The 24,294-nt window shown below is 65.5% G+C and carries 23 protein-coding genes; 12 read left to right on the forward strand and 11 right to left on the reverse strand.

What is annotated here, in order from left to right; genetic code table 11:
- Positions 1-213: 213 nt before the first annotated feature.
- From KBY97_RS11755 to KBY97_RS11765, 3 genes are read left to right on the forward strand one after another with little or no spacing between them, the layout of a single operon-like run.
- Entirely contained in the window at positions 214-1,293 is a 1,080-nt protein-coding gene (locus KBY97_RS11755; protein ID WP_255147194.1) for an efflux RND transporter periplasmic adaptor subunit, read from the forward strand.
- A complete protein-coding gene (locus KBY97_RS11760; protein WP_255147195.1) occupies positions 1,290-4,565 on the forward strand; it encodes an efflux RND transporter permease subunit in 3,276 nt (1,091 codons plus the stop codon). Before KBY97_RS11755 ends, KBY97_RS11760 begins: the two co-directional genes overlap by 4 nt.
- Before the next feature lies 1 nt (position 4,566).
- Entirely contained in the window at positions 4,567-4,863 is a 297-nt protein-coding gene (locus KBY97_RS11765; RefSeq protein ID WP_255147196.1) for a hypothetical protein, read from the forward strand.
- 62 nt (positions 4,864-4,925) lie between these two features.
- Here KBY97_RS11765 and KBY97_RS11770 read toward each other — a convergent pair whose 3' ends face one another.
- Entirely contained in the window at positions 4,926-6,587 is a 1,662-nt protein-coding gene (locus KBY97_RS11770) for an alpha-D-glucose phosphate-specific phosphoglucomutase (protein WP_255147198.1), read from the reverse strand.
- A gap of 234 nt (positions 6,588-6,821) precedes the next feature.
- On the opposite strand from KBY97_RS11770, the gene KBY97_RS11775 reads away from it, so the two are divergent.
- Entirely contained in the window at positions 6,822-7,109 is a 288-nt protein-coding gene (locus KBY97_RS11775) for a hypothetical protein (RefSeq protein ID WP_255147200.1), read from the forward strand.
- A gap of 6 nt (positions 7,110-7,115) precedes the next feature.
- Positions 7,116-7,355, forward strand: a complete 240-nt coding sequence (locus tag KBY97_RS11780) for a hypothetical protein (RefSeq protein WP_255147202.1) — start codon at positions 7,116-7,118, stop codon at positions 7,353-7,355.
- Between the two features lie 6 nt (positions 7,356-7,361).
- On the opposite strand, the gene KBY97_RS11785 is transcribed toward KBY97_RS11780, so the two are convergent.
- Together KBY97_RS11785 and KBY97_RS11790 are read right to left on the reverse strand one after the other, a co-directional pair.
- Positions 7,362-7,880, reverse strand: coding sequence for a hypothetical protein (locus tag KBY97_RS11785; RefSeq protein ID WP_255147204.1), 519 nt, complete (start codon positions 7,878-7,880; stop codon positions 7,362-7,364).
- A gap of 66 nt (positions 7,881-7,946) precedes the next feature.
- Complete coding sequence (locus KBY97_RS11790) at positions 7,947-9,137, reverse strand: FAD-dependent monooxygenase (protein ID WP_255147206.1); 1,191 nt, start codon at positions 9,135-9,137, stop codon at positions 7,947-7,949.
- A gap of 492 nt (positions 9,138-9,629) precedes the next feature.
- Between KBY97_RS11790 and KBY97_RS11795 the strand changes: the two genes are divergently transcribed.
- Complete coding sequence (locus tag KBY97_RS11795) at positions 9,630-10,706, forward strand: hypothetical protein (protein ID WP_255147207.1); 1,077 nt, start codon at positions 9,630-9,632, stop codon at positions 10,704-10,706.
- Between the two features lie 103 nt (positions 10,707-10,809).
- Here the strand turns inward: KBY97_RS11795 and KBY97_RS11800 are convergent, their stop codons facing one another.
- The 5 genes from KBY97_RS11800 to KBY97_RS11820 all read right to left on the reverse strand — a co-directional run bounded on the left by KBY97_RS11800 (position 10,810) and on the right by KBY97_RS11820 (position 15,648).
- Positions 10,810-12,180, reverse strand: coding sequence for a phospholipase D-like domain-containing protein (locus tag KBY97_RS11800; RefSeq protein ID WP_315857166.1), 1,371 nt, complete (start codon positions 12,178-12,180; stop codon positions 10,810-10,812).
- A 371-nt stretch (positions 12,181-12,551) separates the two neighbouring features.
- Positions 12,552-12,794, reverse strand: coding sequence for a hypothetical protein (locus KBY97_RS11805; RefSeq protein WP_255147209.1), 243 nt, complete (start codon positions 12,792-12,794; stop codon positions 12,552-12,554).
- The gene (locus KBY97_RS11810) at positions 12,785-13,900 is read right to left on the reverse strand and encodes a DUF4912 domain-containing protein (RefSeq protein WP_255147286.1); all 1,116 of its coding nucleotides are present in this window, start codon (positions 13,898-13,900) and stop codon (positions 12,785-12,787) included. Before KBY97_RS11810 ends, KBY97_RS11805 begins: the two co-directional genes overlap by 10 nt.
- 224 nt (positions 13,901-14,124) lie before the next feature.
- On the reverse strand, positions 14,125-14,886 hold the full coding sequence (locus KBY97_RS11815) for a phycobilisome rod-core linker polypeptide (protein ID WP_255147210.1): 762 nt from the start codon (positions 14,884-14,886) through the stop codon (positions 14,125-14,127).
- 105 nt (positions 14,887-14,991) lie between these two features.
- Complete coding sequence (locus tag KBY97_RS11820; RefSeq protein ID WP_255147212.1) at positions 14,992-15,648, reverse strand: phycobiliprotein lyase; 657 nt, start codon at positions 15,646-15,648, stop codon at positions 14,992-14,994.
- Positions 15,649-15,702: 54 nt separating this feature from the next.
- Here KBY97_RS11820 and KBY97_RS11825 point away from each other — a divergent pair, with 54 nt between their 5' ends.
- A complete protein-coding gene (locus KBY97_RS11825; RefSeq protein WP_399217737.1) occupies positions 15,703-16,602 on the forward strand; it encodes an EamA family transporter in 900 nt (299 codons plus the stop codon).
- Here the strand turns inward: KBY97_RS11825 and KBY97_RS11830 are convergent.
- A complete protein-coding gene (locus KBY97_RS11830; RefSeq protein ID WP_255147214.1) occupies positions 16,550-16,951 on the reverse strand; it encodes a hypothetical protein in 402 nt (133 codons plus the stop codon). The genes KBY97_RS11825 and KBY97_RS11830 overlap by 53 nt on opposite strands.
- On the reverse strand, positions 16,944-17,627 hold the full coding sequence (gene sufR / locus KBY97_RS11835) for an iron-sulfur cluster biosynthesis transcriptional regulator SufR (protein WP_255147216.1): 684 nt from the start codon (positions 17,625-17,627) through the stop codon (positions 16,944-16,946). Before sufR ends, KBY97_RS11830 begins: the two co-directional genes overlap by 8 nt.
- 317 nt (positions 17,628-17,944) lie before the next feature.
- On the opposite strand from sufR, the gene KBY97_RS11840 reads away from it, so the two are divergent.
- The 5 genes from KBY97_RS11840 to KBY97_RS11860 all read left to right on the forward strand — a co-directional run bounded on the left by KBY97_RS11840 (position 17,945) and on the right by KBY97_RS11860 (position 23,372).
- Positions 17,945-18,307: a ferredoxin-thioredoxin reductase catalytic domain-containing protein gene (locus KBY97_RS11840; protein WP_255147217.1), complete on the forward strand. Its 363-nt coding sequence runs from the start codon at positions 17,945-17,947 to the stop codon at positions 18,305-18,307.
- A gap of 13 nt (positions 18,308-18,320) precedes the next feature.
- Positions 18,321-19,763, forward strand: coding sequence for a Fe-S cluster assembly protein SufB (sufB, locus tag KBY97_RS11845; RefSeq protein WP_255147218.1), 1,443 nt, complete (start codon positions 18,321-18,323; stop codon positions 19,761-19,763).
- 80 nt (positions 19,764-19,843) lie between these two features.
- Positions 19,844-20,650, forward strand: a complete 807-nt coding sequence (gene sufC, locus KBY97_RS11850; protein ID WP_255147220.1) for a Fe-S cluster assembly ATPase SufC — start codon at positions 19,844-19,846, stop codon at positions 20,648-20,650.
- Positions 20,647-21,993 (forward strand): SufD family Fe-S cluster assembly protein, encoded by a 1,347-nt coding sequence (locus KBY97_RS11855; protein WP_255147222.1) that lies wholly within the window; start codon positions 20,647-20,649, stop codon positions 21,991-21,993. Before sufC ends, KBY97_RS11855 begins: the two co-directional genes overlap by 4 nt.
- 5 nt (positions 21,994-21,998) lie before the next feature.
- Entirely contained in the window at positions 21,999-23,372 is a 1,374-nt protein-coding gene (locus tag KBY97_RS11860; protein ID WP_255147224.1) for a SufS family cysteine desulfurase, read from the forward strand.
- Between the two features lie 24 nt (positions 23,373-23,396).
- Here KBY97_RS11860 and KBY97_RS11865 read toward each other — a convergent pair whose 3' ends face one another.
- Complete coding sequence (locus KBY97_RS11865; protein WP_255147226.1) at positions 23,397-24,125, reverse strand: trans-aconitate 2-methyltransferase; 729 nt, start codon at positions 24,123-24,125, stop codon at positions 23,397-23,399.
- Between the last annotated feature and the right edge of the window lie 169 nt (positions 24,126-24,294).

Raw genomic sequence — 24,294 nt, forward strand, 5'->3', positions numbered from 1 at the left:
CGAGCGGCACAGTGGGCATCGGTGTCACCAGGTGTATGCCGTTCTGTGATGTGCATTCGCTTTCCCTGTCGCCATACCACCCAACGCATCAACACGCAACGGAGTAGCGATGGGTGTAGACACCACTGCGGTTGTGCGCCAGCCTGGAACGAACGCATGACCAGGCAGTTGCGGCCACCCATCACCGTTCTGGCGGCATCCTCTCTTCTGACGTTGGTTGCTCTCGTTGGCTGTGCCCCGGCCAAGCTTCCTGAGCAGCCTCCAGCGGCCGTCAAGCTGGTCAACCCGCGTTCTTCCAGCTTCAGTGATTCGGCTGACTACCAGAGCACGCTTGAGGCCATCCGCGAGGTGAAGCTTGCTCCTGAGATTGATGGCCGCATCGTGGCGATGCCGATGCAGGAGGGCCAATCGGTGCGGCAGGGCGAGTTGCTCTTCCGGCTCGACCAGGTCCAGCAGGAGGCCAGCACCAATGCCGATCGCGCCGAAGCCCGCAAGGACCTCGTGAACGCCGAGCGTTACATCTTTCTCAACGAGCAGGGCGCCGTTTCCACCAAGGATCGCGATTCCTATGTCACCCAGGCTGTGCAGAGCCGCGACCGGCTTGAATCTTCTGAAGCCACCCTGGGCTACAAGAACGTCACCGCTCCGATCACCGGTCAGGTGGGCAGCATCAATGCCAAGCTCGGGGATGTGGTGCGCGCTGGCGGTGTCGTCACCAGCGTGGTCGACAACTCGCGCCTGTGGGTGCGCCTCGATGTGCCGGGAACCGACGCTGCCCGCGTGAAGGTGGGGATGCCAGTGGTGCTCAGCGCTCCTGATCGCCCCGAGCTCACCGCCCGCGGGTCGGTGAGTTTCGTGGCCCCTTCGCTCGACAAGGAGCGCCAGACCCTGCTGGTGAAGGCCACGTTCGCCAACGACGATGGGGTGCTGCGCAACAGCCAGCGGGTGAACGCCAGGTTGATCTTCTCGCAGGGCAGTGCGCTGTCCATTCCCGAGCAGGCGGTGCTACTGCAGGCCGGCAAAACGTTTGTGTTCCTGGCTGTGAGCCCCGAGCAGGCGCGGCAGCTGCTGGGCCGGCCGATTGAGCCACCGCCGCCGGCCGGGGCGCTGGTGGCGGTGCAGGTGCCCGTCACCCTCGGCACGCTGCAAGGCGGGATGTTCCCGGTGGCCTCGGGCCTGCAGAACACCGATTCGGTGATCCTGGGCAACCTGGCCCAGCTGCGCAGTGGCCTGGCCGTGCGCGCCGCCGCTGCAGCGGCGCCCGCTTCCGCACCCCCGGCGGCCCGTCGATGAGCCTTTCGGACACCTTCATCCGCCGCCCCGTGCTCAGCACGGTATGCAGTGTGCTCATCCTGCTGGCAGGCGTGATCAGCCTGCCCTTGCTGCCGATTGAGAACCTGCCGGACATCGCTCCGCCCACAATTCAGGTGAATGCCAGCCTGCCCGGGGCCGATGCGCTCACGGTGGAAAGCGCCGTGACGGGCCCCCTTGAGGAGCAGATCAACGGCGCCCCGGGGATGGATTACATCACCTCCACCAGCACCGGTGAAGGCAGCAGCCAGATCAACGTCTATTTCAAGCCGGGCACGAACGCAGACATCGATCAGGTGAACGTGCTGAACCGCGTTCAGACCGCCACACCACAATTGCCTCCCCAGGTCAATGCCCAGGGTGTGACCGTTCAGCAGACCTCCGGCAGCTATTTGCTGGTTTACAACCTGACATCCACCCAGGGCCAGTTCGACGGCCCATTCCTTAACGGGCTGCTGCAGCTCAATCTTGTGTATCCGCTGACGCGCGCGGATGGCGTTGGCCAGGTGAACATTTTTGGAGCCAGTGATCCCGCCTTTCGCCTGTGGGTGGATCCACTGCGGCTGGCCCGTTTCAATCTTTCCGTCACCGACGTGGTGAACGCGCTGAAATCCCAGAACGTGGTGGTGATCGCCGGCAGCGTTGGTGGCCCGCCATCGCTGCCCACCAACCGCTCCACCTTCCCGATCCTGGTGAACGGCAACCTTGAAACGGTTGGAGAATTCGAGAAGCTCATTCTATCGAAAGGCCCCGATGGCGGCCTGATCCGGCTGGGGGATGTGGGCCGCGCTGAATATGCCTTCCAGAGCTTCAATCAGTCTGCCATTAATGCCATCAGCGGCTATCCATCTGTGGGTTTTGGCGTGATCCAGCTGCCCGGCAGCAATGCGATCACCACGGCCAAAGCGGTGGATGAGGTGCTCACCCAGTTCCGCAATTCGCTGCCACCAGGCGTGGTGCTGGAGAAGGTGTTCGACCAGACCGACTTCATCAATGCCTCGATTGAAGGGGCTCTCGATGCCCTGCGCGATGCGGTGGTGCTGGTGCTGCTGATCATCTTCCTGTTCCTGCAGGATTGGAAGGCCACAGCTGTGCCAGCCCTCGCACTGCCGATCGCCCTACTGGGTGCGATGGTGTTTGTGAAAGCGTTCGGTTTTTCGATCAACGAACTCACGCTTTTAGGCATCATCCTGGCCACTGGCTTGGTGGTGGATGACGCGATCGTCGTGGTGGAGGCCGTGTCGGCGCGCATTGAAGCCGGCGACTCACCATTCGTGGCGGCCTCAAATGCCATGAAAGAGCTCACGGGCGCCATCCTGGCCACCGCCCTGGTGCTCCTGGCGGTGTTCGTTCCTGTGGCCTTTTTCCCGGGTGCCACCGGCGTGATCTACCGGCAGTTCGCGCTCACGATCGTGTTCTCCATTATTGTCTCCACCTTCAATGCGATCACCGGCAAGCCGCTGCAATCGGCGCTGTTGCTCGGTGGCGGCAAGACCGAACCCAGGGGTTGGCGCTGGACGGCGATCGGCGGTGGCTTGGGTGCGCTGTACGGCACCTTGGCCGGTGGCTGGCTGCTGGCCGTGGTGCTTGGCCTGGTGGGTGCGGTGGTGGGCTCCTTCTTGATGCCCATCTTCACGGCCTTCAACAAGCTGTTCGAGCAGGTGGCCCGCGGCTATGCCGCCCTGCTTCAGCAAGTGATCCGTCTCCGGCGGCTGGTGCTGGTGGCGTTGCTGGGTGGGGTGTTGGTCACCGGTGCCGCCTTCGTGCTCATTCCCACCGGCTTTGTGCCCACGGAAGACCAGGGCTATGGCCTGGGCATCATTCAATTGCCCGCCCAGTCGTCGATCGAGGCCACCATGGTGGTGGCGGATGAGGCCCGCAAAATCATCGCCAAGGAGCCTGATGTGGTGTCCGGGGAGCTGGTGGGTGGGGCCGGATTCAACGGCGGCTCGCTCAATCAGGGCATCTTCTTCTTTGGCTTCAAGCCGATTGAGGAACGCACCAGCCCGCAGCAATCGGCCAACGCCATCATCGGGCGAATGAACGAGGCCTTTGCCAAGATCCCCGGCGCGATTGTGCTCGCCCAGGCACCAGCGGCCGTGCCGGGCTTCGGCGCCCAGGGCGGGCTCTCCTTCCAGTTCAACGACCTCAGCAACGGCGGCTACAGCCCCACCGAACTGGCAGGTCTGGCCAAGGAACTGATCGCCAAGGCCAGGGGAACCGGCACCTTCGGCAACCTCTACACCCAGTTCGTCAGCGATGCGCCGGTGTGGCGCCTCGACGTGGATCGCGACCGTATGGCCTCGCTCGACATTGACTACAGCGCCGCCATGGAGACCCTCGGCACCCTCACCGGCGGCAGCTTTGTCAACCAGACCTACGAGCAGCAGCAATACCGCCAGGTGTACGTGCAGGCCGATGCCAGCCACCGCACCATGATCCAGGACCTCAACAATCTCTATGTGAGCAACCGCTCCGGTGCGCTGGTGCCGCTCTCCAACGTGGTGAAGGCCCGCCTCGACAGCGCCCCGCCGATCATCAGCCACTTTGATCTCTATCGCACGGTACTGATTCAGGGGGTGGAGGCCGCCGGCAAGAGCAGCGGCCAGGCGATCGACACGATCGCGGCGGTGTTCCGTCGGCTCAACTTCTCCAACATCGGTTCGGCCTGGTCGGCGCTGACCCGATCAGAGGTACAGGCCGGAGCCCTGGCGATCCTGGTGTTCGCTCTTGGGATCGTTGTGGTGTACTTGGTGCTTTCGGCGCAGTACGGCAGCTACATCGATCCGCTGATCATCCTGATGACGGTGCCCCTGGCCATGCTTGGCGCGCTGCTGTTCCTGGTGTTGCGCGGCCAGGTGAACAACGTGTACGCCCAGGTGGGACTGGTGACGTTGATCGGCCTGGCCGCCAAGAACGGCATCCTGATCGTGGATCTGGCCAACCAGCGCATGGAGCAGGGGATGAGCGCCACCGATGCGGCCATGGCGGCCGCCTGCTCCCGCCTGCGCCCGATCCTGATGACGGCGATGGCGGCGCTGGCCGGCTTCTTCCCCCTGCTGGTGGCCAGCGGCGCCGGCGCGCTCAGCCAGCAGTCGCTGGGGGCGGTGATCTTCGGCGGGCTGCTGGTGGCCACCGCGCTCAGCCTGTTTGTGGTGCCGTCCTTCTATGTGCTGATGAAGCAGTTGGAAGCTTCCTGGTTCCCGGCCAGCCAGGCCACCGAGCCGGTGTTGCCGGCAGGACCCACCGGCTGAGATGCCACTGCCCCGCCCTCCTGGCTACCGGCCGCTCCGCCAGTTGCGGGTGGACCGACGCCGCATCGTGCTGGCCGGATTTCTCTATGCTCTCGCTATGTTGGTGCTGCTGCTGCTGGCGCACCAGGTGTCACGCACTCCTGGTGAGTTGCTGCCGACGATCCATCCCCGCTTCTGGGCTCTGCTGATCGGCATGGCGGGCTTCTGCGGTGCATGGGGCGAAACCCTGAGGCAGATCAGCCTCACCCGCCGCGGCCAGCCCGGTGCGCCGCTGGGTGAACCTGAAGACGACTTCTGAGGGCCGACCGCGAGAGCTGCCCCCCCGGCCCGCCCTGCGCATGGAAGGAGGGAATCAGCGGATCAGGTGATCACCGTTGGCCGGTCCATGCCGGTGCGGCTGCGGATCTCGGCCAGGCCATCGGCGGCGCTGATCAGATCGGCGAGGGCCGCCTGGGGATCCTGGGCCAGATTGCCGCCGGAGGGCACGAAGCTCTCCAGATAAAGGCGCAGGGTGGCGCCCTGGGTGCCGGTACCGGAGAGGCGGAACACCACCCGGCTGCCGTCGTCGAGCAAGAGCCGCAGGCCCTGCCCCAGCGTCGTCGATTGATCCACGGGATCGTCGTAGCTGAAGTCGTCGGCGGTGGCGATCGCGCGGCCGGCAAAGCCGGTGCCCTTCAAGGTGGGCAGCAGGCCGTGAAGGCGGTCGTAGAGGCCATGGGCGCGGTCGCTGGCGATGGCTTCGTAATCGTGGCGGGAGTAGTAGTGGCGACCGAAACGGGCCCAGTGGCTGGCCATCACCTCGGCCACCGAGCAGCGGCGTTTGGCCAGGATCTGCAGCCAGAACAGCACCGCCCACAGCCCGTCTTTTTCGCGGATGTGGTTGCTGCCGGTGCCGAAACTTTCCTCGCCGCAGAGGGTGATCCGGCCGGCATCGAGCAGGTTGCCGAAGAACTTCCAGCCCGTGGGTGTTTCGTAGCAGGGGAGCCCCAGCTCGGCGGCCACCACATCCACCGCGGCGCTGGTGGGCATGGAGCGGGCCACACCGGCCAGGCCACCGGCATAGCCCGGTGCCATCGCCGCATTGGCGGTGAGCACCGCCAGGCTGTCACTGGGGTTCACGAAACAGCGGCGGCCCAGGATCATGTTGCGGTCGCCATCGCCGTCGCAGGCGGCGCCGAAGCTGTAGGAGTCGCCACCGAGCAGCAGATCCGCCAGCTCATGGGCGTAGGTGAGGTTGGGATCGGGGTGGCCGCCGCCGAAATCCTCCAGCGGGATGGCGTTGCGCACCGTGCCCGCTGGCGCCCCGAGCAGCCCTTCAAACAAGCGGCGGGCGTAGGGGCCCGTGACGGCATGCATGGCATCGAAGGCCACCGGGAAATCACCCGCCAGCAGGTCCGCGATCGCGTCGAAGTCGAACAGGCCCTGCAGCAGCGTCAGGTAGTCGTCGACCCCGTCGATCACCTCCACCTGCAACCCGCCGATGTGGTGGGTGCCGGGCGCCTCCAGAGGCAGGGGGCTGCCCGCCACGATCCGATAGCCGTCGAGGGTCAAGGTGGCGGCGTAGATGGCATCGGTGATCGATTCCGGCGCGGGGCCACCGTTCGCACCGTTCACCTTCACGCCGAAATCGCCGTCAGGCCCACCGGAGTTATGGCTGGCAGAAAGGATGACGCCGCCAACCGCCGCGTGTTTGCGGATCAGGTGGGAAGCGGCGGGGGTCGAGAGAATGCCGTCGGTGGTGGTGATCAGCCGGGCCAGGCCGTGGGCGGCGCCCATGCGGCAGATCACGTCGATGGCATGGCGGTTGCCGTAGCGGCCATCACCCCCGAGGATCAAGGTGCCGCCCTCCACGCCCGGCAGCACCCGGAACACCGCTTCCACGAAGCTTTCCAGGTAGTGGGGCTGCTCGAACTGCCTGGTGCTTTTGCGCAGTCCGGAGGTACCCGGTTTCTGATCGGAAAACGGGCTGGCCAGCGTTACGCGGCAGGGGGCAATGGAGCCTGCGGAAGCGCTGCTCGTCATCGGGCCAACTGTGTGGGGGTCCAACGTAACCCTGCTTCCAGAGGGGCAGATCCGGGCAACCTCAGTAGCGTGCGCAGGGACACCCCCTTGCTTTGCAGGTTCGTGCGCGTGACACCGTCCACTCCCGTCCGGCTTCGTCTTTGGGGCCGATCTGCCCTGTGGCCAGCCCTGCTGGCCACAGCCGCCATCGCTGTGGTGGGAGATCCTTCCCTGCCCGCCCGTGGCGGTGTTTCCGTGGCTGTTCCCTCGCCGGCGCACGCCCAGGCGATCGACCGCACCAAGAAAGCCGCCCAGGCGGTGCTCGATCAGTCGGGCACGGAGCATTGCCTGCGCGGCAAGCTCACCAATGCGCTGCTGGGCCTCTCCGCCAGTTGTGCGGGCGCCGAGGCTGGCTCGCCCCTCTGTGAATTCGCTGAACGCGTGGTGGTCACCACCGGCTGGTCGGTGACATTCATGGAAACCACAGCGCGCCAGTTGCTGGCGTTGGCTGCGGTGCCTCCAAGCTCTCCCACCCAACCTTGAACGTCGATGGACATCGAACGCAGCAACGGCCAGCCCCTGACCGCCGAGCAACACGCACTGCTGGATCTCTTCCGGGCCAAGGTGGACGAAGTGATCAAATACCGTGGCCTCTCCGAATCCGATGTGAAGCGGCTGGTGAAAGAAGTGCGGGCCCATCCCGACTGCGGCCCGGAGATTCTGGCCACCGTGTTCGCTGAGCTGAGCGAACGGATGCCGGGCACTCGCGTCAGCTACGACTGGGACTGACGCCGCTCAGGAGCCCCCGGCTCCGGGCGGCCGGCTGCTGCCGGTACCGCCCCCAGCGGCGGGTGGCCGGCGGGGGGCGGCCTCCTGCTTCCTGGTGGTGGCTGCTGAGGGTTGCTGGCAGCGCCTGAGCAGTAGCTCGCCGGCCCGGTCGAGGTCGTCGCGGCGCCGGAAGCTGTTTGTGGCGGCAGGCTCGGCCTGCTGCACGATGCTCCACACGGTGTCCTTGCAGAAGGAAGGAAGCAAGGGGTTGTCCATCAGCGGATCTGCGAGGCTGCGGGCGAGGCTGCAGGCTTCGGCGCCGTTCTCGCGCGAGCAGGCGAAGGTGGCCAGCTGAATCGTGCGCAACTCCGCCGCGGTGGGGAACGCCGGCGGTTTGGGCCTGGCAGCGGCCACGGGTCCAACTCCCGTCAAGGCGCCGGCCACGAGCCAGGCGCCCAGTAAAGAGCCGGCGCTCACCAGCCCAGACCAATACGATCCCGCAGGGGCGATGGCGGAGCGCCAGGGGCGGAGGCGGTGCCGGGACATGAAGCGCGGGCAAGGCAGCCCCCGCATCATGACCGCAGCAGCCTCGAACCTGTTGTGCTGCCGTGTTCACACGCGCAGCCGCACCGGCAGGAAGCCATCGCGCAGAAGCCTTTGCCGCCGAACCCACAGCGCCTTCACCAGCGGCCCGGCCAGGGGCGCCAGCGGCGCGAGCAGGGCGCGCAGCTCCGGCCGCCGCCGCAGCAGATCGCCCTGGGCTGCCTCGGCCTGCTGGGCCCGCTGCGCCCACTGGATCTCCGCCTGCCGCTCCTGCTGGATCCGGGGCAGCACCGCATCGACGGCCTGTGGGCCGGCGCCCTGCTGCAGCAGCGGCACAAGCCAGTTGGCGGCCACGATCGCGTCGCGCAGCGCCATGTTGATGCCCTGCGCCCGCACCGGGTTCATCGGGTGGGCGGCATCACCCAGCAGCAGCAGGCCGGGCTGCTGCCAGCGCGGGCAGCAACCCACCTGCACGGAAAGCGTCTCCGGACCGCGGATCCGCGTGGCATGGCCCCGGAAGTGTGCGGCCAGCCAGGCGGGCGCCAGGGCGGCGAAGGCCTCGGCCCACTCCTGCGGGGAGCGGGTGATCCGTTCGCCGGGCCCCACCAGCCAGCCCAGCTGGAGCTCTCCGCCTTCTGCGGCTGGAAAGAGGCTGCAGCCGCCGCCGGGGCCGAGCAACACCATGAAGCGGTTGTCGGCGCTGCAGCGCGGATGGGCAGGCAGCTGAAACCAGAGCACGTCGATCGGGCTAGGGGCGCTGACGATCGGCAGGCCGGCCGCGCGCCGCAGTCCCGAGGCGCGGCCATCGCAGGCGATCACCAGATCGGCGGCCAGCACCCGATTGCCGCTGAGTCGTACCCCAGCGATGCGCCCTTCTTGCTGATGCACAAGGCCCTGAACGGTTTCCCCCGGCATCCAGGCGAAGGTGTGCTGCTGGCGGGCCCGCTGCACCAGGGCCGCCAGCAGGGCCGGCTGTGGCAGGAGTGTGCAGGGTCTGGCGCTGCCCAGCGGCTCAGCGGCATCAAATAGTTCGCGGCCATTGACGGAGAAGGACCACCCCGCCAGCGGCCGCTGGGGCAGGTCGGCCAACAGGGGCTCCAGACCCATCTGGGTGAGTGCCTCCAGCCCGCAGGGCATCAGGCCTTGGCCGCGGAACTGGCGATCGAAGCGGCGGCTCGCCTCCACCAGCGCGACCCGCACGCCCCGCTCTGCCAGCAGCAGGCCAAGGGAGGCACCAGCGGGGCCGGCGCCCACGATCACGACAGCACGACCAACGGGGCCCGCTGGGGAGGAGGAAGGGATGGACAAAAGAAGATGCAGCCAGGGGATAGCCGGTAGGGCCGGAATGATGACACTGCAGGGTTACGAGGCCCGGCGAATGGAGGGCAGCGCAAAGCCAGCGGATGGCGGGCGGTGCTGGCGAGCCCAGCTCATTGGCCCACCTGAACATGATCCCCAATCTTTGGGTAGGCGTGGGTGCGCCAGGTTCGTTGGCCAAGCGTTCGATGTCAGCCGACAAAGTGCACTAATATGGCGGAAAGACTTGGCGATATTTGAGCGCCCATGACCCGCCTTGCAGTATGACGAAGTTAGATAATCCTTGAGGTTGCTGTGGTATCTTGTGTTCAATCGATCCACATCCTTGGAAGCGTGTCACGAAGTAGGAAGCCTGTCCGCGCTGAATTGCTCTCTTCTCAGTATCTGGGGCTTCACTCCTGGCCTGGATGTGCGGTCGCTTGGTTGGCGGCCTGATTGTCTGTTCGTGTTCATGCTTGCCACAATGCTGGTTTTTCTGGTTTGCTCTCCGCTTCGTCTTGTGCTTCTACTGGCGCAGTGACTTCCCTATTGCTGCACGTGGGTCTCCACAAAACTGCCACAACCTCTTTCCAGGGTTTCCTGCAGCGCCATGATGCGGTGTTGGCCAGTTGTGGCTGTCTTTACCCACGCTCTGCAAAAGCCCCGGGATCGCAGCATGCACTCTTGCCAGGGTGCTATTTCCCTGGCCATCCTTTCCTTCCGCGCGAAAGATCATGCTCTATTGACCATTACCTCTCCCTGCTCGCTGAAGAGCTTGATCAGGCGCCTTATTGGCTTTGCGTGCTTAGTTCGGAAGTGTTCACCGAGCTCTTAAATCATGACAGGAACCTGGTTAGGGATCTGATCTCTCGGCTATCCACGCACTTTCGGGAGATCGTGATTCTACTTACGCTTCGCGATCTCCCGCAACTTGCTTATTCTGATCTTAAAAATAGGCTCAGAGACATTTCCTTGGGCTTGCGCCCGGATTTCGCATTTGCAGCACCTTTGTTCTATTCTAGGATCGAAAAATATAAGTTTCGAGAATGTGAAATGTGGCGGAATCTTGGATTTAAGGTTGTGGAGCGTAGTATGGACGGCGTGCCTGATCCTGTGGGGGCTTATTTTCAGGTTGTCGCAGATATGCTGCCGCCCAGTGCGCGCCGTGCCGCTCAAGCGGCTGTGTCCCGGCTCACGGCCTTGGCTGACGACCGAAACTCTGATCCCTTTGCTGAACTAGAATATTTGATCCTGATTCTTTCTGGGTTGAAGCTCGCCGGTGCCGGGCGAGCTAAGTCGGTAGCCTTGGATATGAATGTTACGGCAAGATTTCTGTGCAATGTAAAGGCCGCTGCCATGCCTTCCGAGCTCAATATTGAGTCTGCTCAAATGATCGCTTTGCTTCGGTGCCTGCATGCCAGCCAAGGAGATCTCAATTGCTGCATGGTGATGGAAAAGGTGGGATTCGCACCGGCCAGCGCTGAGTATGTTGATGGCCTCTCCAACCGCCTGGTTAGGCAGCTTGCCGGTTGAAGATGCTGCAGAAAACACGTTGCTTCTTCATCCGATGCAGGCCGTCATCCGTTCGTCGACAAAGCAGGAGCCGAGCCTCTGCACCGTCAACTTCTTGCTGAGTTCATTGCCGTTGTTCACCCTGACCGCAGAGTTGCCTGCTTCTTTGTAATCTGCGCTGCAGTCGCGGCGTCAGCCCCAGTTCCGCTCCTTGCCACAGCCGGTCCATTTCGCGATTGAAGTGGGCGGCCAGCACTGGCGAGCGGAGGATCAGAAGGGTTTCGTCATTTGTATGGGCAGCCGCCAGGCTCCAATTGAAGGAGCCGGTGATCACGGTGCGATCGTCAATCACGGCCACTTTGTGGTGTAATTTGTCCCCCGATGACAGGCGCGGGGCACCCACCCCTGCAAGCGGCTGTGCCAGTGGCGCATTGCCGGCTTCCAGCTTGCAACGGTGATCGGGCATGGCAATTCCCAGCAGATCAAGCACTTCTGAAAATGAGCGGTAGGCAAAGCCCGCATCCACCAACACCCGAATCTGCACCCCTTGCTGGTGCAGCAGAGCGATGCGGTTAGACAGGTTCTGGGCTGAGAACACGAACAGGTTGAGATCGAGTCGCTTTTTCGCCTGGGCCAGTTGTGTTTCGATCAGAGCCAGGCCGTTGCGAGGGTCCCGGATTCGGTGGGGAGCGAACATCACCTCCACCGTGGTGTCGCCCACCGTCACTTTTTGCAGCTTTCCGTTCTCTTTATGGATCCCGAAGCGGCTGTCGGGCTGTCCGCCGGGGCCATCACCCCAGAGGTGGGCAAACTCCTTGGCAAACACCGCAGCCAATGGGCGGCTGTCGATCCGCAGCAGATGGTTGGCGTTGCCGCGGGTGCGCACATTGTCGAGATCACCATGAATACAGGACGGTGTGAAATTCGCCGATCCGGTCACCACCCAGCGGCCATCCACCACCAGAAACTTGTGATGCATCAGTCCGCTGCCGGCGCTGCCGTCGGCTGTGTCGTCGATCTGTGGGACACCACCGCGCCGCAGGATGGCCACCGCATCCCCCTGTTGTTTTTCCTCCAGGGTGAGCACACCGTCACGGTTGCTGTCTGCCAATGCTTTCAGCGTGAAGTGGCGGCTGCGCTGGCGGCTGTCGAGATCCACCAGGTGCTCCTCGCTCCACGGCCGGCTGTAGTTGTTCTCCAGCACCACCTTCACGCTCACCCCGGCCCGGTGTTTTGCCACCAGCGCCCGGGACACCTCCGGCAGGCTGAGCTCCTGCACCGCCACGAGGATCTCCCGTTCGGCGCGCGCGATTGTGTCCAGTAGCAACTGCTCGAGATTGTCGCCATTGCGCATCAGCCCGCTGATCGGGCTGCGGTACTGGCGATCCTTTCTGTGGTTGAACGCCACCTCAATCCCCGCAGGCAAGGGCAGATCGGCGGGGGCTTGGCCGGTGATGCGTGCCGCGGCTCCGCAGCCGGCCAGGCTGAGCGCCACCCCGGCCAGGGCGAGCAGGGAGAGCCATGAGCCCGGCGCCGGTCTTGGTCTCTTTCTCGAAGACGGCGGGCCAGGTGCCGCTACCCAGGACTCGTACGGCAATCGGGCGCAAACGGGAACGGGCACTTGTGCGAGTGGGTTGCGTGAGCTCAGCTCAGAATTCCCACCTCCTCGCCGCTCGGTACAAACCAAAATGGTTTGGAGCGATCACCGGACAACTCCTGCCGGATCACTGCAGACAGCTGGCAGGGGATCACGACGGACCCACAGAATCAAACTCTGGAGCATCAAGGCCGTCAGGCCAGTTGCTGATCAGCAGATGACCAGCCGCTGATCAGCCCAAGCCCGTGATCACCAGGAACTGGCTGGGATCAATGGTGGCCTGGCATTTCAGCGGTGCGGAGCATCGCCACGAACCACACGCAACTGGCGGCCACAGCCACCCCGACGCCGGTGCTGACCCCGACGCGGACCATCAGCACGGGCACGACAAGAGGCAGCACCACTGCCCCCACCAAGGGGGTGAAGGCCACGAAGGCCTTGAGTGCCCCGCGATGATCTTCACCGGAGGTGTGGGTGGTCGACTCCTCAGTGGGCTGTGGGCTCAGAACCATTCTGATACGGCCTGGCTGGCCGGGTTGCTGTTGTCCTCGGGGGTGAACCGCTCGAACTGAAGGGTGATGTTGCGCTTCTGCTCGCCATCGGCGGCAACGGCCTGGATGGGATAGAGCTGCTGGCCATCGCGGAAAGGCACCTGCACCCGGAAGGTGCCTTCGGCGGAGAGCGGCACCACTTCGGATCCGATCATGAGCTGGGCGGATGGATCAGTGGCGCCGTAGACGATCAGTTCGGCATCGGCCACCAGCCAGAAGGAGCGCTGGCGCGGGGCCACGCCACCCACACCGGATTCATTGCGTCCGCTCGCCCAGACACCCACGCCCGAGTCGCTGAGGGAGCGACGCTGGTGATCGGCGCCGGAATCTTCCACTTCGTGGAACGCTTCCGAACCGCGACCGAAATGCTTCCAGCGCACGGTGGCGGTTTGGTAAAGCCGTTCGTGCAGGCCGTTGTCGGCGTAGTCGGCGGGGGCTGGCAGGGTGCCGGGGGCAGGCGCCACATCGAGGGAAAAGGGCACGAACTGATCGAGGATCTGCTCGCTCGGATGGAGAGCAGGCACGCGGGCCACTGAGGAGAAGGCCAGCGAGATCCAGCCGCCGCCGATCTTGCGGTAGCCAAGTTCAAGCCTGTAGTCACGGTCGCTCAGCGGCACCGGTAGGTACCACTCCGAGGCATGGCTGTCGACAGGAACTTCCTGCAGCGTGTGGGGATGGGCAGCGCCCTCGCTTAGCCCGGTCACGTCGGCAACGCGCAGGCAGAGCTGACTGGCGCCCACATTGAGGGCTTGACGCCGATCTGCTTCGGCGATCTCCCAGAAGACGTAGGCCCATTGGGGATCGCGTGGCAGGAAAACCACCCGGGTCAAGGCGCTGGGACGGGGAGCCGGCTCGAAGCTGGCTTCGAGATCCGCAAGGGTGGCAGGGGAAGCGGCGGGTTCGCTGCTGGCACCACTGGGCGCAGCGGCCTCACTGAGGCCAACGCTCGAGGCCTGAGCCGAAGGCTGGCGCGTGGTGATTTCCGTCACCAGTTCGTCTTTGGATTTGCGGCTGTACAGGCTCACACCCAGATCACTGGCGATCTGGCGGAGCTGCCTGAGCGTCATACGAGCGAGGGCATTGAGGGCCTGGGTCACCTGATCTCCAGCTTTTGTTTGGGATCAGTCTGGGGGTAGATCCCCGTTTTTGACGGGGTTCGCCGCCGCTGCGTCAGCAAGCTCTGACGGCCTCTGTGTCCGCCCAGCGGTGCTGGGCATAAAAAAACGGCGGGGGACCGCCGTTCGCTGTTCTTGGAACCAGGAGGCGGGAACCAAGGTTCCCGCCGGTTTGTTCAACGCCCGATGCTGCGGTAAGGAACCTTGGAGAGGTAATCCATGCCGGCGTTGCTGGAAGATGCAGCACCCGTGCGCAGAGCCGGCAGGGTGCGCACCCAGGGGAGGTAATCCTCGGGATAACCACCACGGCGCTGGCGAGCCCGTTCGGGCAGAGAGCGCTTGGTACCCGTGTAGATGATCTGGGGGAAGCCCAGGATGCCCCGGTGATAGGCGTCGTAACGGGGGGTGGTGATGTTGAAGGGGGTTTCGCCCACTTCGCGAGAGCCCACCACCCGGTTCCGGTGATAGGGAACCGTGTCGTAGCCAAAGTTCTCGAGGTATTCGTCGCTGTCGAGAATCTTGTCGACAGCACCGGCCACGCCTTTGGTCATGATGACGGCGGACCAGGCGATTTCCTCGGCCTTGCCATACACCTGGCGGCCCAGCAGCTTCTCCACGAGGTGGCGAGCCACCCGGTAGTTGTTGTTGAGGTTGTAGAAGCTGCGGGTGAAGGTGTCAGAGAGGCAAAGGGCGCGGATGAAATCACGCACAGTGATCTGTCCATCGCGAAGCTGCGACTCGAGAATCGTGTCGCGGTCAACCTTGAAGGCGTGGAAGAAGATCTGTCGGTAAGCCGACTCAATCACGAAGTTCTGGTCTTCGCGGTCGATCGCCTTGTCGAGGGCTACGGCCTTCGGGTCCTCGTCGGAACCCACGCGGAAGGCCTTCACCCGGGAGTTCTGGGTGATGGGCGCGTACTTCAGAAGCGGAATTGCCACACGAGCATCGTCATCCGTCGCTGTGGATCGTAGAAGTGAGCCCCGGCGGACCCCGTCTGGGAGGGGGCAGGGCTCACAGTCCGTAACGTTTGCGACACTGGCGGCTCACCAGCCAAAGACGGAGAGCACCCTGCTTTCACGGGCGGTTTCAGCCTCCCCGAGCCTTGCGTCACCCCCTGCCCCCGCCGGCGCCGCTTCGCCCCCAGCGGCCTCGTTGCCCGCGGTCTCGTCATCGCGGCAGCGCGTTTCCATGCAGAACGACGCCGTGTTCGAGAGCCCCTCCACCGTGCTGGTACGCAGGCGCAGGTCCGGGCTTGGGAACCAGAACCGCTCCAGGGAGCTCATCGTTTCGTAGGCGGTGGTGAGCAACAGGCCATCGCGCTCATCCATGCAGAACCGGCCAGCCACCGGGGCGGTTTCGGCATAGCCGCGGTCGCGCAGCAGCAGGCCCTCGCGGCCGTGGGCATCGGTGGGGATCAGGCCGAACACCGATTCCCCCTGGTGCTCCTCGCCGGCCTTGTCCCAGTCCATTGAGCCGCTCCAGCGCACCTGGCAGCCCCCCACGAGGGCGCCGGGCTCCTCGCCGTGCAGCTCGGCGATCGCCACCAGCCGCGGATCGTCGGCGCTCACCTCCACCACCTGAATCAGCGAGCCGCCCCCTTCGGCGCGGCGATGCAGCAGGTGATGGCTGGTGCGCTGGGAACGCCAGCGCCCGCAACTCAGCCTGAAAAAGCTGATGGCATCGGCAATCGGAACGGTCACAGCGGGAGGACGGCTACAGCGATGATCGCAATCCGTCCACCTTGACTGCCGCCGGTGGCCATCACGGGAGTTCTGGCCGCCCTCGCTGCTGCCTTCTGCTGGACGGTCTCCAGCAGCCTCTGGCGGCAGCTGCCCACCTCGCTGAGCGCCGCCCAGCTCAACCTGGTGAAGAATTTGCTGGCGGTGGCGACGCTGCTGCCGCTCGTGCTGCTGAGCCCCTGGCGGGTGGCGCCCCTGCCGCTGGCGTTGCTGGTGCTGAGCGGGGTGGTGGGGATTTCCCTGGGCGACAGCCTTTATCTGGCGGCCCTGCGCCGTCTCGGCACCCGCCGCACCCTCACCCTCGATGCCGGCGGCCCGGCCGTGGCGATGCTCGGCGGGGTGGTGTTCCTGGCCGAGGTGCCCACAGCGGTCCAGTGGCTGGGGGTGGGGTTGATCTGCCTGTCGGTGCTGCTGGTGGCGCGCCAGGCACCCGCCACCCTGGTGGGCCCACAACGCGATCGGCTTGGCCTGGCCCTGGCCCTGGCGGCGCTGCTGTGTGGCAGTACCGGCGCCCTGCTGGCCCGTGCTGCTCTGCGGGCCTCGGCCCTGACGCCACTGGAATCGGCCACCCTGCGCCTCGCGGCCGCGGCAGTGGTGATGTTGCCGCTGCTGTGGCGCTTGCCTCCCCCTGGCCGACGGCCCCGGCTGGGCTGGCGGCGCTGGCCGCTGGTGCTGCTGGCCACGCTGCTGGGCACCAGCGCCGGCATCGTGCTGCAGCAGACGGCTCTGCAGCAGCTGCCGGGCGGGCTGGCGGTGGCGCTGCTGGCCACGGCGCCGGTGATGGCGCTGCCGTTGGCGGGGCTGGAGGGCGACCGGCCCGGTTGGCGGGGTCTGGTGGCCGCCGTGCTCGCCCTGGCCGGGGTCAGCCTGGTGACGGGGGCGCTGGGGAGCCTGGCAGCGGCGATGACCCGCTGACGCGGGCGCGGGCCAGGCCGTCGACCCAGGTGATCAGATCGCCCAGTTGCAGCGCCAGGGGCGACCGGCCCAGGGCCGCGGCAAGGGCGTCGAGCTGGCAGGCGGCCCGATCGAGCTCCATCAGGAATGCCTGACGAAAGCCGGGATCACCTGCCACCACTGGTTGTTGGTCCACCCAGTGCTCCCGTTCCTGCTGGCTGGGCAGGGCCCCATCGCGGCGGCCGACGATCTCCTGGAGGCTGCGCAGGCTGTGGGCCAGCAGCCGCAGGTGGTGGCGTTCAAGCGCGGGCAGCAGGGTGGCGTCGAGCAGGGCCAGATCGTCGTGACTGAGGGGACCTGCCTCAGCCATCACCGGGGGGCGGATCGCTCCTGCCGGTGAGGCCTTCAGGCGGGCGCGGGGTGAGCAGGAAGCCACAGGAATGGCCGCCTTCCAGTCGCCAGTGGACACGCTCCACAGTGCAATCGGGGAAGGTGTGGCGGATCTGTTGGAGCTCCTGGTCGCAGATCAGCGGGAACTGGTCGGCGATGCGGGAGACGGAACAGTGGAATTCGCTCATGCACCAGGAGGGCCCGTCGCCATCGCGCCGGCATTCACTCATGTAGCCCTCCCGGCGCCGCAGTTCCACCAGGCGCTGCACCCGCTCGCAGAGGCTGCCCTCGCCGATCAGGCGGCGATCGACGCTGGCCTTGGCGATGGCCTGCTGGCGCAGCAGGGTCTGGATCGCATCGCGGGGCATGCTCGCCGCCATTGATTGCAGCAGGCCGATGGCGAAAGCCTCGCCGCTGTCTGGAAAGCTGTCGTGGCCCTGGCGGGTGAGGCGCCAGTGGTTGCTGGGGCGACCCGGCCCTTCAGGAGTGGGGCTGGCTTCCAGCACGCCTTCGTCTTCAAGGCTGCGCAGGTGGCGTCGCATCGCCTGCACCGATACCGAGAGCGCGTCGGCGAGCTGGGCCGCTGTGGCCTCACCGAGACGCATCAGCAGAGTGAGCACTGCCTCGCGGGTGGGGGCCTGGGTGATGGAAGGCATGGAGGAGCAGGTCGGTCTGGCGAGACGCAACCTTCTTGACACCTTGCCACGCCCGGATGGCGACTGGGGGAGGCGGATCCTTGATGTGCGCAGATCACCAGCCGGCGGTCTCGCTGTCCTAGGCTCAGGTGATTAACGAAACTTCCTGGTTTCGTAATTCGCGCAGCTCCTTCCCTCAGAAGATCGCCTCTGGCAGATCGCCCCTGGCCACCGGGTCTCTTCTCCTTCTGGGATGGAGGGCCGGCCACGCGAAACCCTTGCCGCGATCTCCGCTTCAGGCCTGCCCCCAGCCTTCCGCCCGCTTTTCCGCCGAGCCCATGCCCGAATCCGTTTCCGCCCCCTCCGCCCCCACCAGCGAAAGCCTGGAGATGATCCGGAAGTTTGCCGAAACCTACGCCCAGCGCACCGGCACTTACTTCTGCAGCGATCCCGGCGTGACCGCCGTGGTGCTTGAAGGGCTCGCCCGCCACAAAGACCAGCTGGGCGGTGCGCTCTGCCCCTGCCGCCACTACGAAGACAAGCAGGCGGAAGTGTCGCAGGCGTTCTGGAACTGCCCCTGCGTGCCGATGCGGGAACGCAAGGAATGCCACTGCATGCTCTTCCTCACCGAAGACAACCCTTTCCGCGGCGACCAGCAGACGATCAGCACCGAAGAGATTCTTTCCCATACAGCCGGCTGAGGAGGCCTCCGTCATGTCCACAGCGCCCACCGTTGGTGATCTGGTCAGCCAGCCGTACAAGTACGGCTTCGTCACCGACATCGAAACCGAAAAGATCGCCAAGGGCCTCAGCGAGGACGTGGTGCGGCTGATCTCGGCCAAGAAGAGCGAACCCACTTTTCTGCTCGATTTCCGCCTGCGGGCCTACCGGCAGTGGCTGCGCATGACCGAACCCGACTGGGCTGCACTGGGTCATGCCCCGATCGATTACCAGGAGTTGATTTATTACGCGGCGCCCAAGCAGCAGGAAAAGAAAGCCAGCCTCGATGAGGTGGATCCCAAGCTGCTGGAAACCTTCGACAAGCTCGGCATTCCGCTGAGTGAGCAGAAGCGGCTCAGCAATGTTGCCGTGGATGCGGTGTTCGACAGTGTGTCGATCGCCACCACCTACCGGGAGAAGCTGGCCGAGCACGGCGTGATCTTCTGCTCGATCAGTGAGGCGGTCAAAGACCATCCTGAACTGATTGCCAGCTACCTCGGCACGGTGGTGCCCAGCAACGACAACTTCTTTGCTGCACTCAATTCGGCGGTGTTCAGCGACGGCTCGTTCGTGTTCATTCCGAAGGGGGTGGAGTGCCCCATGGAGCTCTCCACCTACTTCCGCATCAACTCCGGCGACACCGGCCAGTTCGAGCGCACCTTGATCGTGGCGGAGGAAGGGGCATCGGTGAGCTACCTGGAGGGCTGCACCGCCCCGATGTTCGATACGAACCAGCTGCACGCCGCCGTGGTGGAACTGGTGGCTCTCGATGATGCCTCGATCAAATATTCCACCGTTCAGAACTGGTATGCCGGTGATGAGAACGGCAAGGGCGGCATTTACAACTTCGTTACCAAGCGGGGACAGTGTCGTGGCGATCGCAGCCACATCAGCTGGACCCAGGTGGAAACCGGCTCGGCAATCACCTGGAAGTACCCCAGCTGTGTGCTGCAGGGGGCTGATTCGGTGGGCGAGTTCTACTCCGTGGCCCTCACCAACAACCGCCAGCAGGCCGATACCGGCACCAAGATGATCCACCTTGGCCCACGCAGCCGCTCCACGATCGTGAGCAAGGGCATCAGCGCCGGCCAGTCGTCAAACAGCTACCGAGGGCTGGTGCAAATCGGCCCCAAGGCCGTTGGCGCAAAGAACTACAGCCAGTGCGATTCGATGCTGATCGGCGATCAGGCCGCCGCCAACACCTATCCCTACATCCGCTCCCAGCAGCCCGATGCCGCGATCGAGCATGAGGCGAGCACCTGCCGCATCTCCGCCGATCAGCTGTTCTATCTGCAGAGCCGCGGCATCGGCTTTGAAGCGGCGGTGTCGATGATGGTGAGTGGCTTCTGCCGCGATGTGTTCAATCAGCTGCCGATGGAATTCGCTGCCGAAGCCGACAAACTGCTGGCCCTGAAGCTCGAAGGCTCCGTGGGCTGAGCGCCGCTGCCTGCGCATTGCACCGCTTCCCCAGCGGCCCCCTTTCCCATCCCACCCCAGTTCCCCCTTCCCGCCTGCCCGTGATTTGCCCTGACGCCGATCTCCTGCTTGAAATCGTTGATCTCCACGCGCGCGTGGAGGATCAGCCGATCCTCAAAGGCGTGAACCTCACGGTGCGCGCCGGCGAGATCCATGCGGTAATGGGCCGCAACGGCAGCGGTAAGAGCACCCTGTCGAAGGTGTTGGCCGGCCACCCCGCCTACACCGTCACCGGTGGCAGCGTGCGTTATCGGGGCGCTGACCTGCTCGATCTGGAGCCCGAACAGCGCTCCCGCATCGGTCTGTTCCTCGGTTTTCAGTATCCCGTGGAGATCCCCGGCGTCAGCAATCTTGAGTTCCTGCGGGTGTCCACCAACGCCCGCCGCAGCGAGCTGGGCAAAGAGGAACTCGATACCTTCGCTTTTGAAGATGTGGTGCGCGAGCGGCTGGAGGTGGTGAAGATGGATCCTGCCTTCCTGGAACGCAGCGTGAACGAAGGTTTCTCCGGCGGTGAGAAGAAGCGCAATGAAATCCTGCAGATGGCGCTGCTGGAGCCGGCGGTGGCGATCCTTGATGAAACCGATTCCGGCCTCGACATCGACGCCCTGCGCATTGTTGCCGCGGGCGTGAATCAGCTCTCCACTCCGGAGAACGCCACGCTGCTGATCACCCATTACCAGCGCCTCCTGGATGTGATCATTCCCGATTACGTGCATGTCATGGCGGCCGGGCGGATCCTGCGCACCGGCGGCAAGGAGTTGGCGTTCGAACTGGAAGAGCGCGGTTACGACTGGGTCGACGCTGAACTGGCGTCCGAGTCCCGCAGCGTTGCCGAGGTGGCCGGATGATGGCCTCCCTTTCCGACACCGACGCCGCAGCCCTTGCCCAGGGCATGGCCACCGCCCCCTGGACCCAACGCTTCCTTGACGGGCTGCCAGCACCGGCCGGTGAGCTGGAAACGGTGCAATGGCGGGGTCGTGAGGCCTTGGCACGTCAGACGCTGCCCTCCCGCCGCGACGAAGACTGGCGCTTCACCGACCTGGTCCCCCTGCTGGCGGTGTTCGACGGCACCGCCCCCACAGCCGGCAGCTCTGGCGGCACTGACAGTCCTGCCGCTGCCAGCGCCTTGCCCCCCCCCGCGCCGGACACGGTGAGACTGCTGCTGGATGGCCGCAATGATCCTCTGGCCGGCCAGACCCTGCCCGCCGGCCTGTCGTTGCTGGGCGAAGGCGAATGGCCGCTGGCCCTGGGCCACACCCTGGCGGCCACCGGCTGCCAGGCCCACTGGCCGGTGGAACTGAACCAGGCCACCGCCAGCCGTTGTCTGGCGCTGCGCGTCAGCGGTGCTGTGGCTTCCACCCTGGAGCTGGTGAGTGTGGCTGGCGCGGACGTTTCCGGCGCAGCTGAGGCTGAGCCTGGCGCCACCCAGATCGGGCAGCGCCTCACCCCGGTGCGGGTGCTGCTGCTGCTTGAGGAAAAAGCGAGCCTGAACGTGTTGCAAGTGCAGTTGGGCAACGGCCCGTGCCTGAGCAGCCTGGTGTGCGAGGCCCGGCTGGGGCGCGGCTCCACCCTGCGCCATGGCCTGCTGGCCTTTGGTGCGGGCGAGGCCTGTTTCCTGGGCCACCTGGCGGTGGAGCAGGAGCTGGAGAGCCGTCTGGAATCGGTGTGGGCCAGCCGCGGCTGGGCGCTATCGCGCTTTGAGCCGCGGGTAAGCCAGGCCGAAGGCGGTGCGCACACCAGCCTCAAGGCCCTTCAACTGGCCGAGGAGCACCAGCTGGTGGACACCCACAGCCGCGTGGTGTTCGAAGGGCCCGACGGGCAGTTGGAGCAACTCCACAAGGCGATCGCCGACGGCCATGGCCGCAGCGTGTTCAATGGTGCGGTCAAGGTGCCGCGGCTGGCCCAGCGCACCAATGCCGCCCAGCTGAGCCGCAACCTGCTGCTCTCCAACCAGGCCCGCATCGACACCAAACCCGAGCTCGAGATCGTGGCCGACGACGTGCGCTGCGCCCACGGCGCCACCGTGACCCGCCTGCAGCAGAACGAACTCTTTTATCTGCAGAGCCGCGGCATCAGTGCCGCCGTGGCGGCGGGGCTGCTCAAGCGGGGGTTCTGCCAGGAGGTGCTACGCGATCTGCCGGCGGCGGCGGCAGGGTGGGAACCCCTCAAGCGTCTGCTCGCGGAGGCCTGACCCCGATGCCCGTCACCGTTCCCTCGCTGATCACTGCCACCACGGAGGCCAACGGTGCTGCAGGCACCGGGCTCAATGGTGCTGCAGGCAAAGAGGCTTCTGGGGGTGATCCTGGGGCGGCAGGCGCGGGCCCGGGCGAGAACCTGGCGGCGCTCACCCGGCCCGACTTTCCACTACTGGCCCAGCAGGCCTGCCTGGGGCAGCCGCTCATTTATCTGGATTACGCCGCCACCAGCCAGAAGCCACGGCAAGTGCTGGAGGCATTGCAGGGCTACTACGCCCACGACAACGCCAACGTGCACCGCGGCGCCCATCAGCTGAGCGCCCGTGCCACCGATGCGTTTGAAGGCGCCCGCGACAAGACCGCCCGCTTCATCGGCGCGGCCACACCCCGGGAGATCGTGTTCACCCGCAATGCCAGCGAGGCGATCAATCTGGTGGCCCGCAGCTGGGGGGATGCGTTCCTGCGGCCGGGCGACGAGATTCTGCTCACGGTGATGGAGCACCACAGCAACCTGGTGCCTTGGCAACTGCTGGCGGCCCGCACCGGCGCCGTGCTGCGCCACGCCGGCCTCACCGACACCGGTGAGCTCGACATGGAGGATTTCAGTCGTCTGCTCAATGAGCGCACGCGGCTGGTGAGCGTGGTGCAGATCAGCAACACGCTCGGTTGCCTCAATCCGATTGCGGCGATTGCCCAGCTCACGCACCAAGCCGGCGCGCTGCTGCTGGTGGACGCCTGCCAGAGCCTGCCGCACCTGCCGGTGAACGTGGCCGCGCTGGGGGCTGATTTCCTGGTGGGCTCATCCCACAAGTTGTGTGGCCCCACCGGCATGGGCTTCCTCTGGGCCCGCGAGGCGCTGCTGGAGGCGATGCCGCCCTTCCTGGGGGGCGGCGAGATGATCCAGGACGTGGGCCTTGACGTGAGCACCTGGGCAGAGCTGCCCCACAAGTTTGAAGCCGGCACACCGGCGATCGGTGAAGCGGTGGGGATGGGTGCCGCGCTCGATTACCTCAATGCCATCGGTCTCGAGCGCATCCACGCCTGGGAGCAAGGGCTCACCCGGCATCTATTCCAGCGCTTGCAGGCGATCGAGGGGCTCAAGGTTCTCGGCCCCACGCCGGAGCAGCAACCCGATCGCGGCGCCCTGGCCGCCTTCACGGTGGAGGGCCTGCATGCCAACGACCTCTCGGCCCTGCTGGATGCCGGTGGCATCTGCATCCGCAGCGGCCACCACTGCACCCAGCCGCTGCACCGCCACTACGGCTTGTCGGCCACGGCGCGCGCCAGCCTGGCCTTCACCACCACCTTCGAAGAAATCGATCGCTTCGCCGACGAACTGCAGAGCAGCGTGGAGTTTCTGAAAGAGCACGGCTGACCACCTGACCACCGGCCGCTGTGGTCAGCAGGGGGTGAGCAGGGCCAGGGCTTCGGCGCGGTGGCTGCCCCGCCAGAGCCACTGCCATCGCCAGCCGCAGGCTTCTGCCGTGTACTTGATCGCGGCCGCATCCGCAGGGTGATCGAAGCGGCTGAGGTGATCAATCACCCGCTGCCGTTCTTCGGCGGCGAGCGCCTGCCAGCCGTCCGCGATGCGCTGCACGTAACGGGCCACATAGGCCTCGCGGCTTTCACCCGGTTCACGGAACACATCGGCCCAGAGGAGGAGACCGGTGGGCGTGAGCCGCCCGCGGCAAGCCGCCAGAAACCGGGCCTTCTCCGGCGTGGTGAGGTGGTGCACCGCGAAGGAGGTGTGGATCAGATCCACCGGTGCGGTGGCGCTGGCGGTCGGGTCGTCGCCGGCCGGCTCAAGCGCCCAGGAGAGCAGATCCTGCTCACGCCAGGTGCAGGGATAGGGCACCCCCTGCAGCTGGGCGGCGGCCAGGGGCAGCACGGGAGCAGCGAGATCAAGCCCGAGGTACGACCCCAGCGGCAGCCGGCGCAGCAGCGGCCCCACCAGGGCCAGATCGCCACAGCCCAGATCCACCATCCGGGGCAGCGGCAAGCCTGACGGGCGCTGGGCCAGCCATCCTTCGACCGCCGCAGTGGTGGCGGCCGAGAGCGCCTTGTGCTCCATCAGGTCGTGGTCGACCACGCGGCGGTAGGTGCTCCACTGGCGTTCGAAAAGGTCCATACCTAAAGACTGGGCTGCCGGTGCGGCCTCCCGCAGCTTGTGGAGGGAGCGTCGGTGGCTGGTGTGGAACGTCGTGCGGATGGCTTGATTGATGTGGTGGCTTGATTGTTATGGTGACGTGAAGGATCTGGTGGCTTGATTGATCTGATGGCGTGAACGTTGCTGGTTC

Origin of the sequence: Synechococcus sp. ATX 2A4, from assembly GCF_024346375.1 — a bacterium.
Taxonomy (GTDB): Bacteria; Cyanobacteriota; Cyanobacteriia; order PCC-6307; family Cyanobiaceae; genus MW101C3.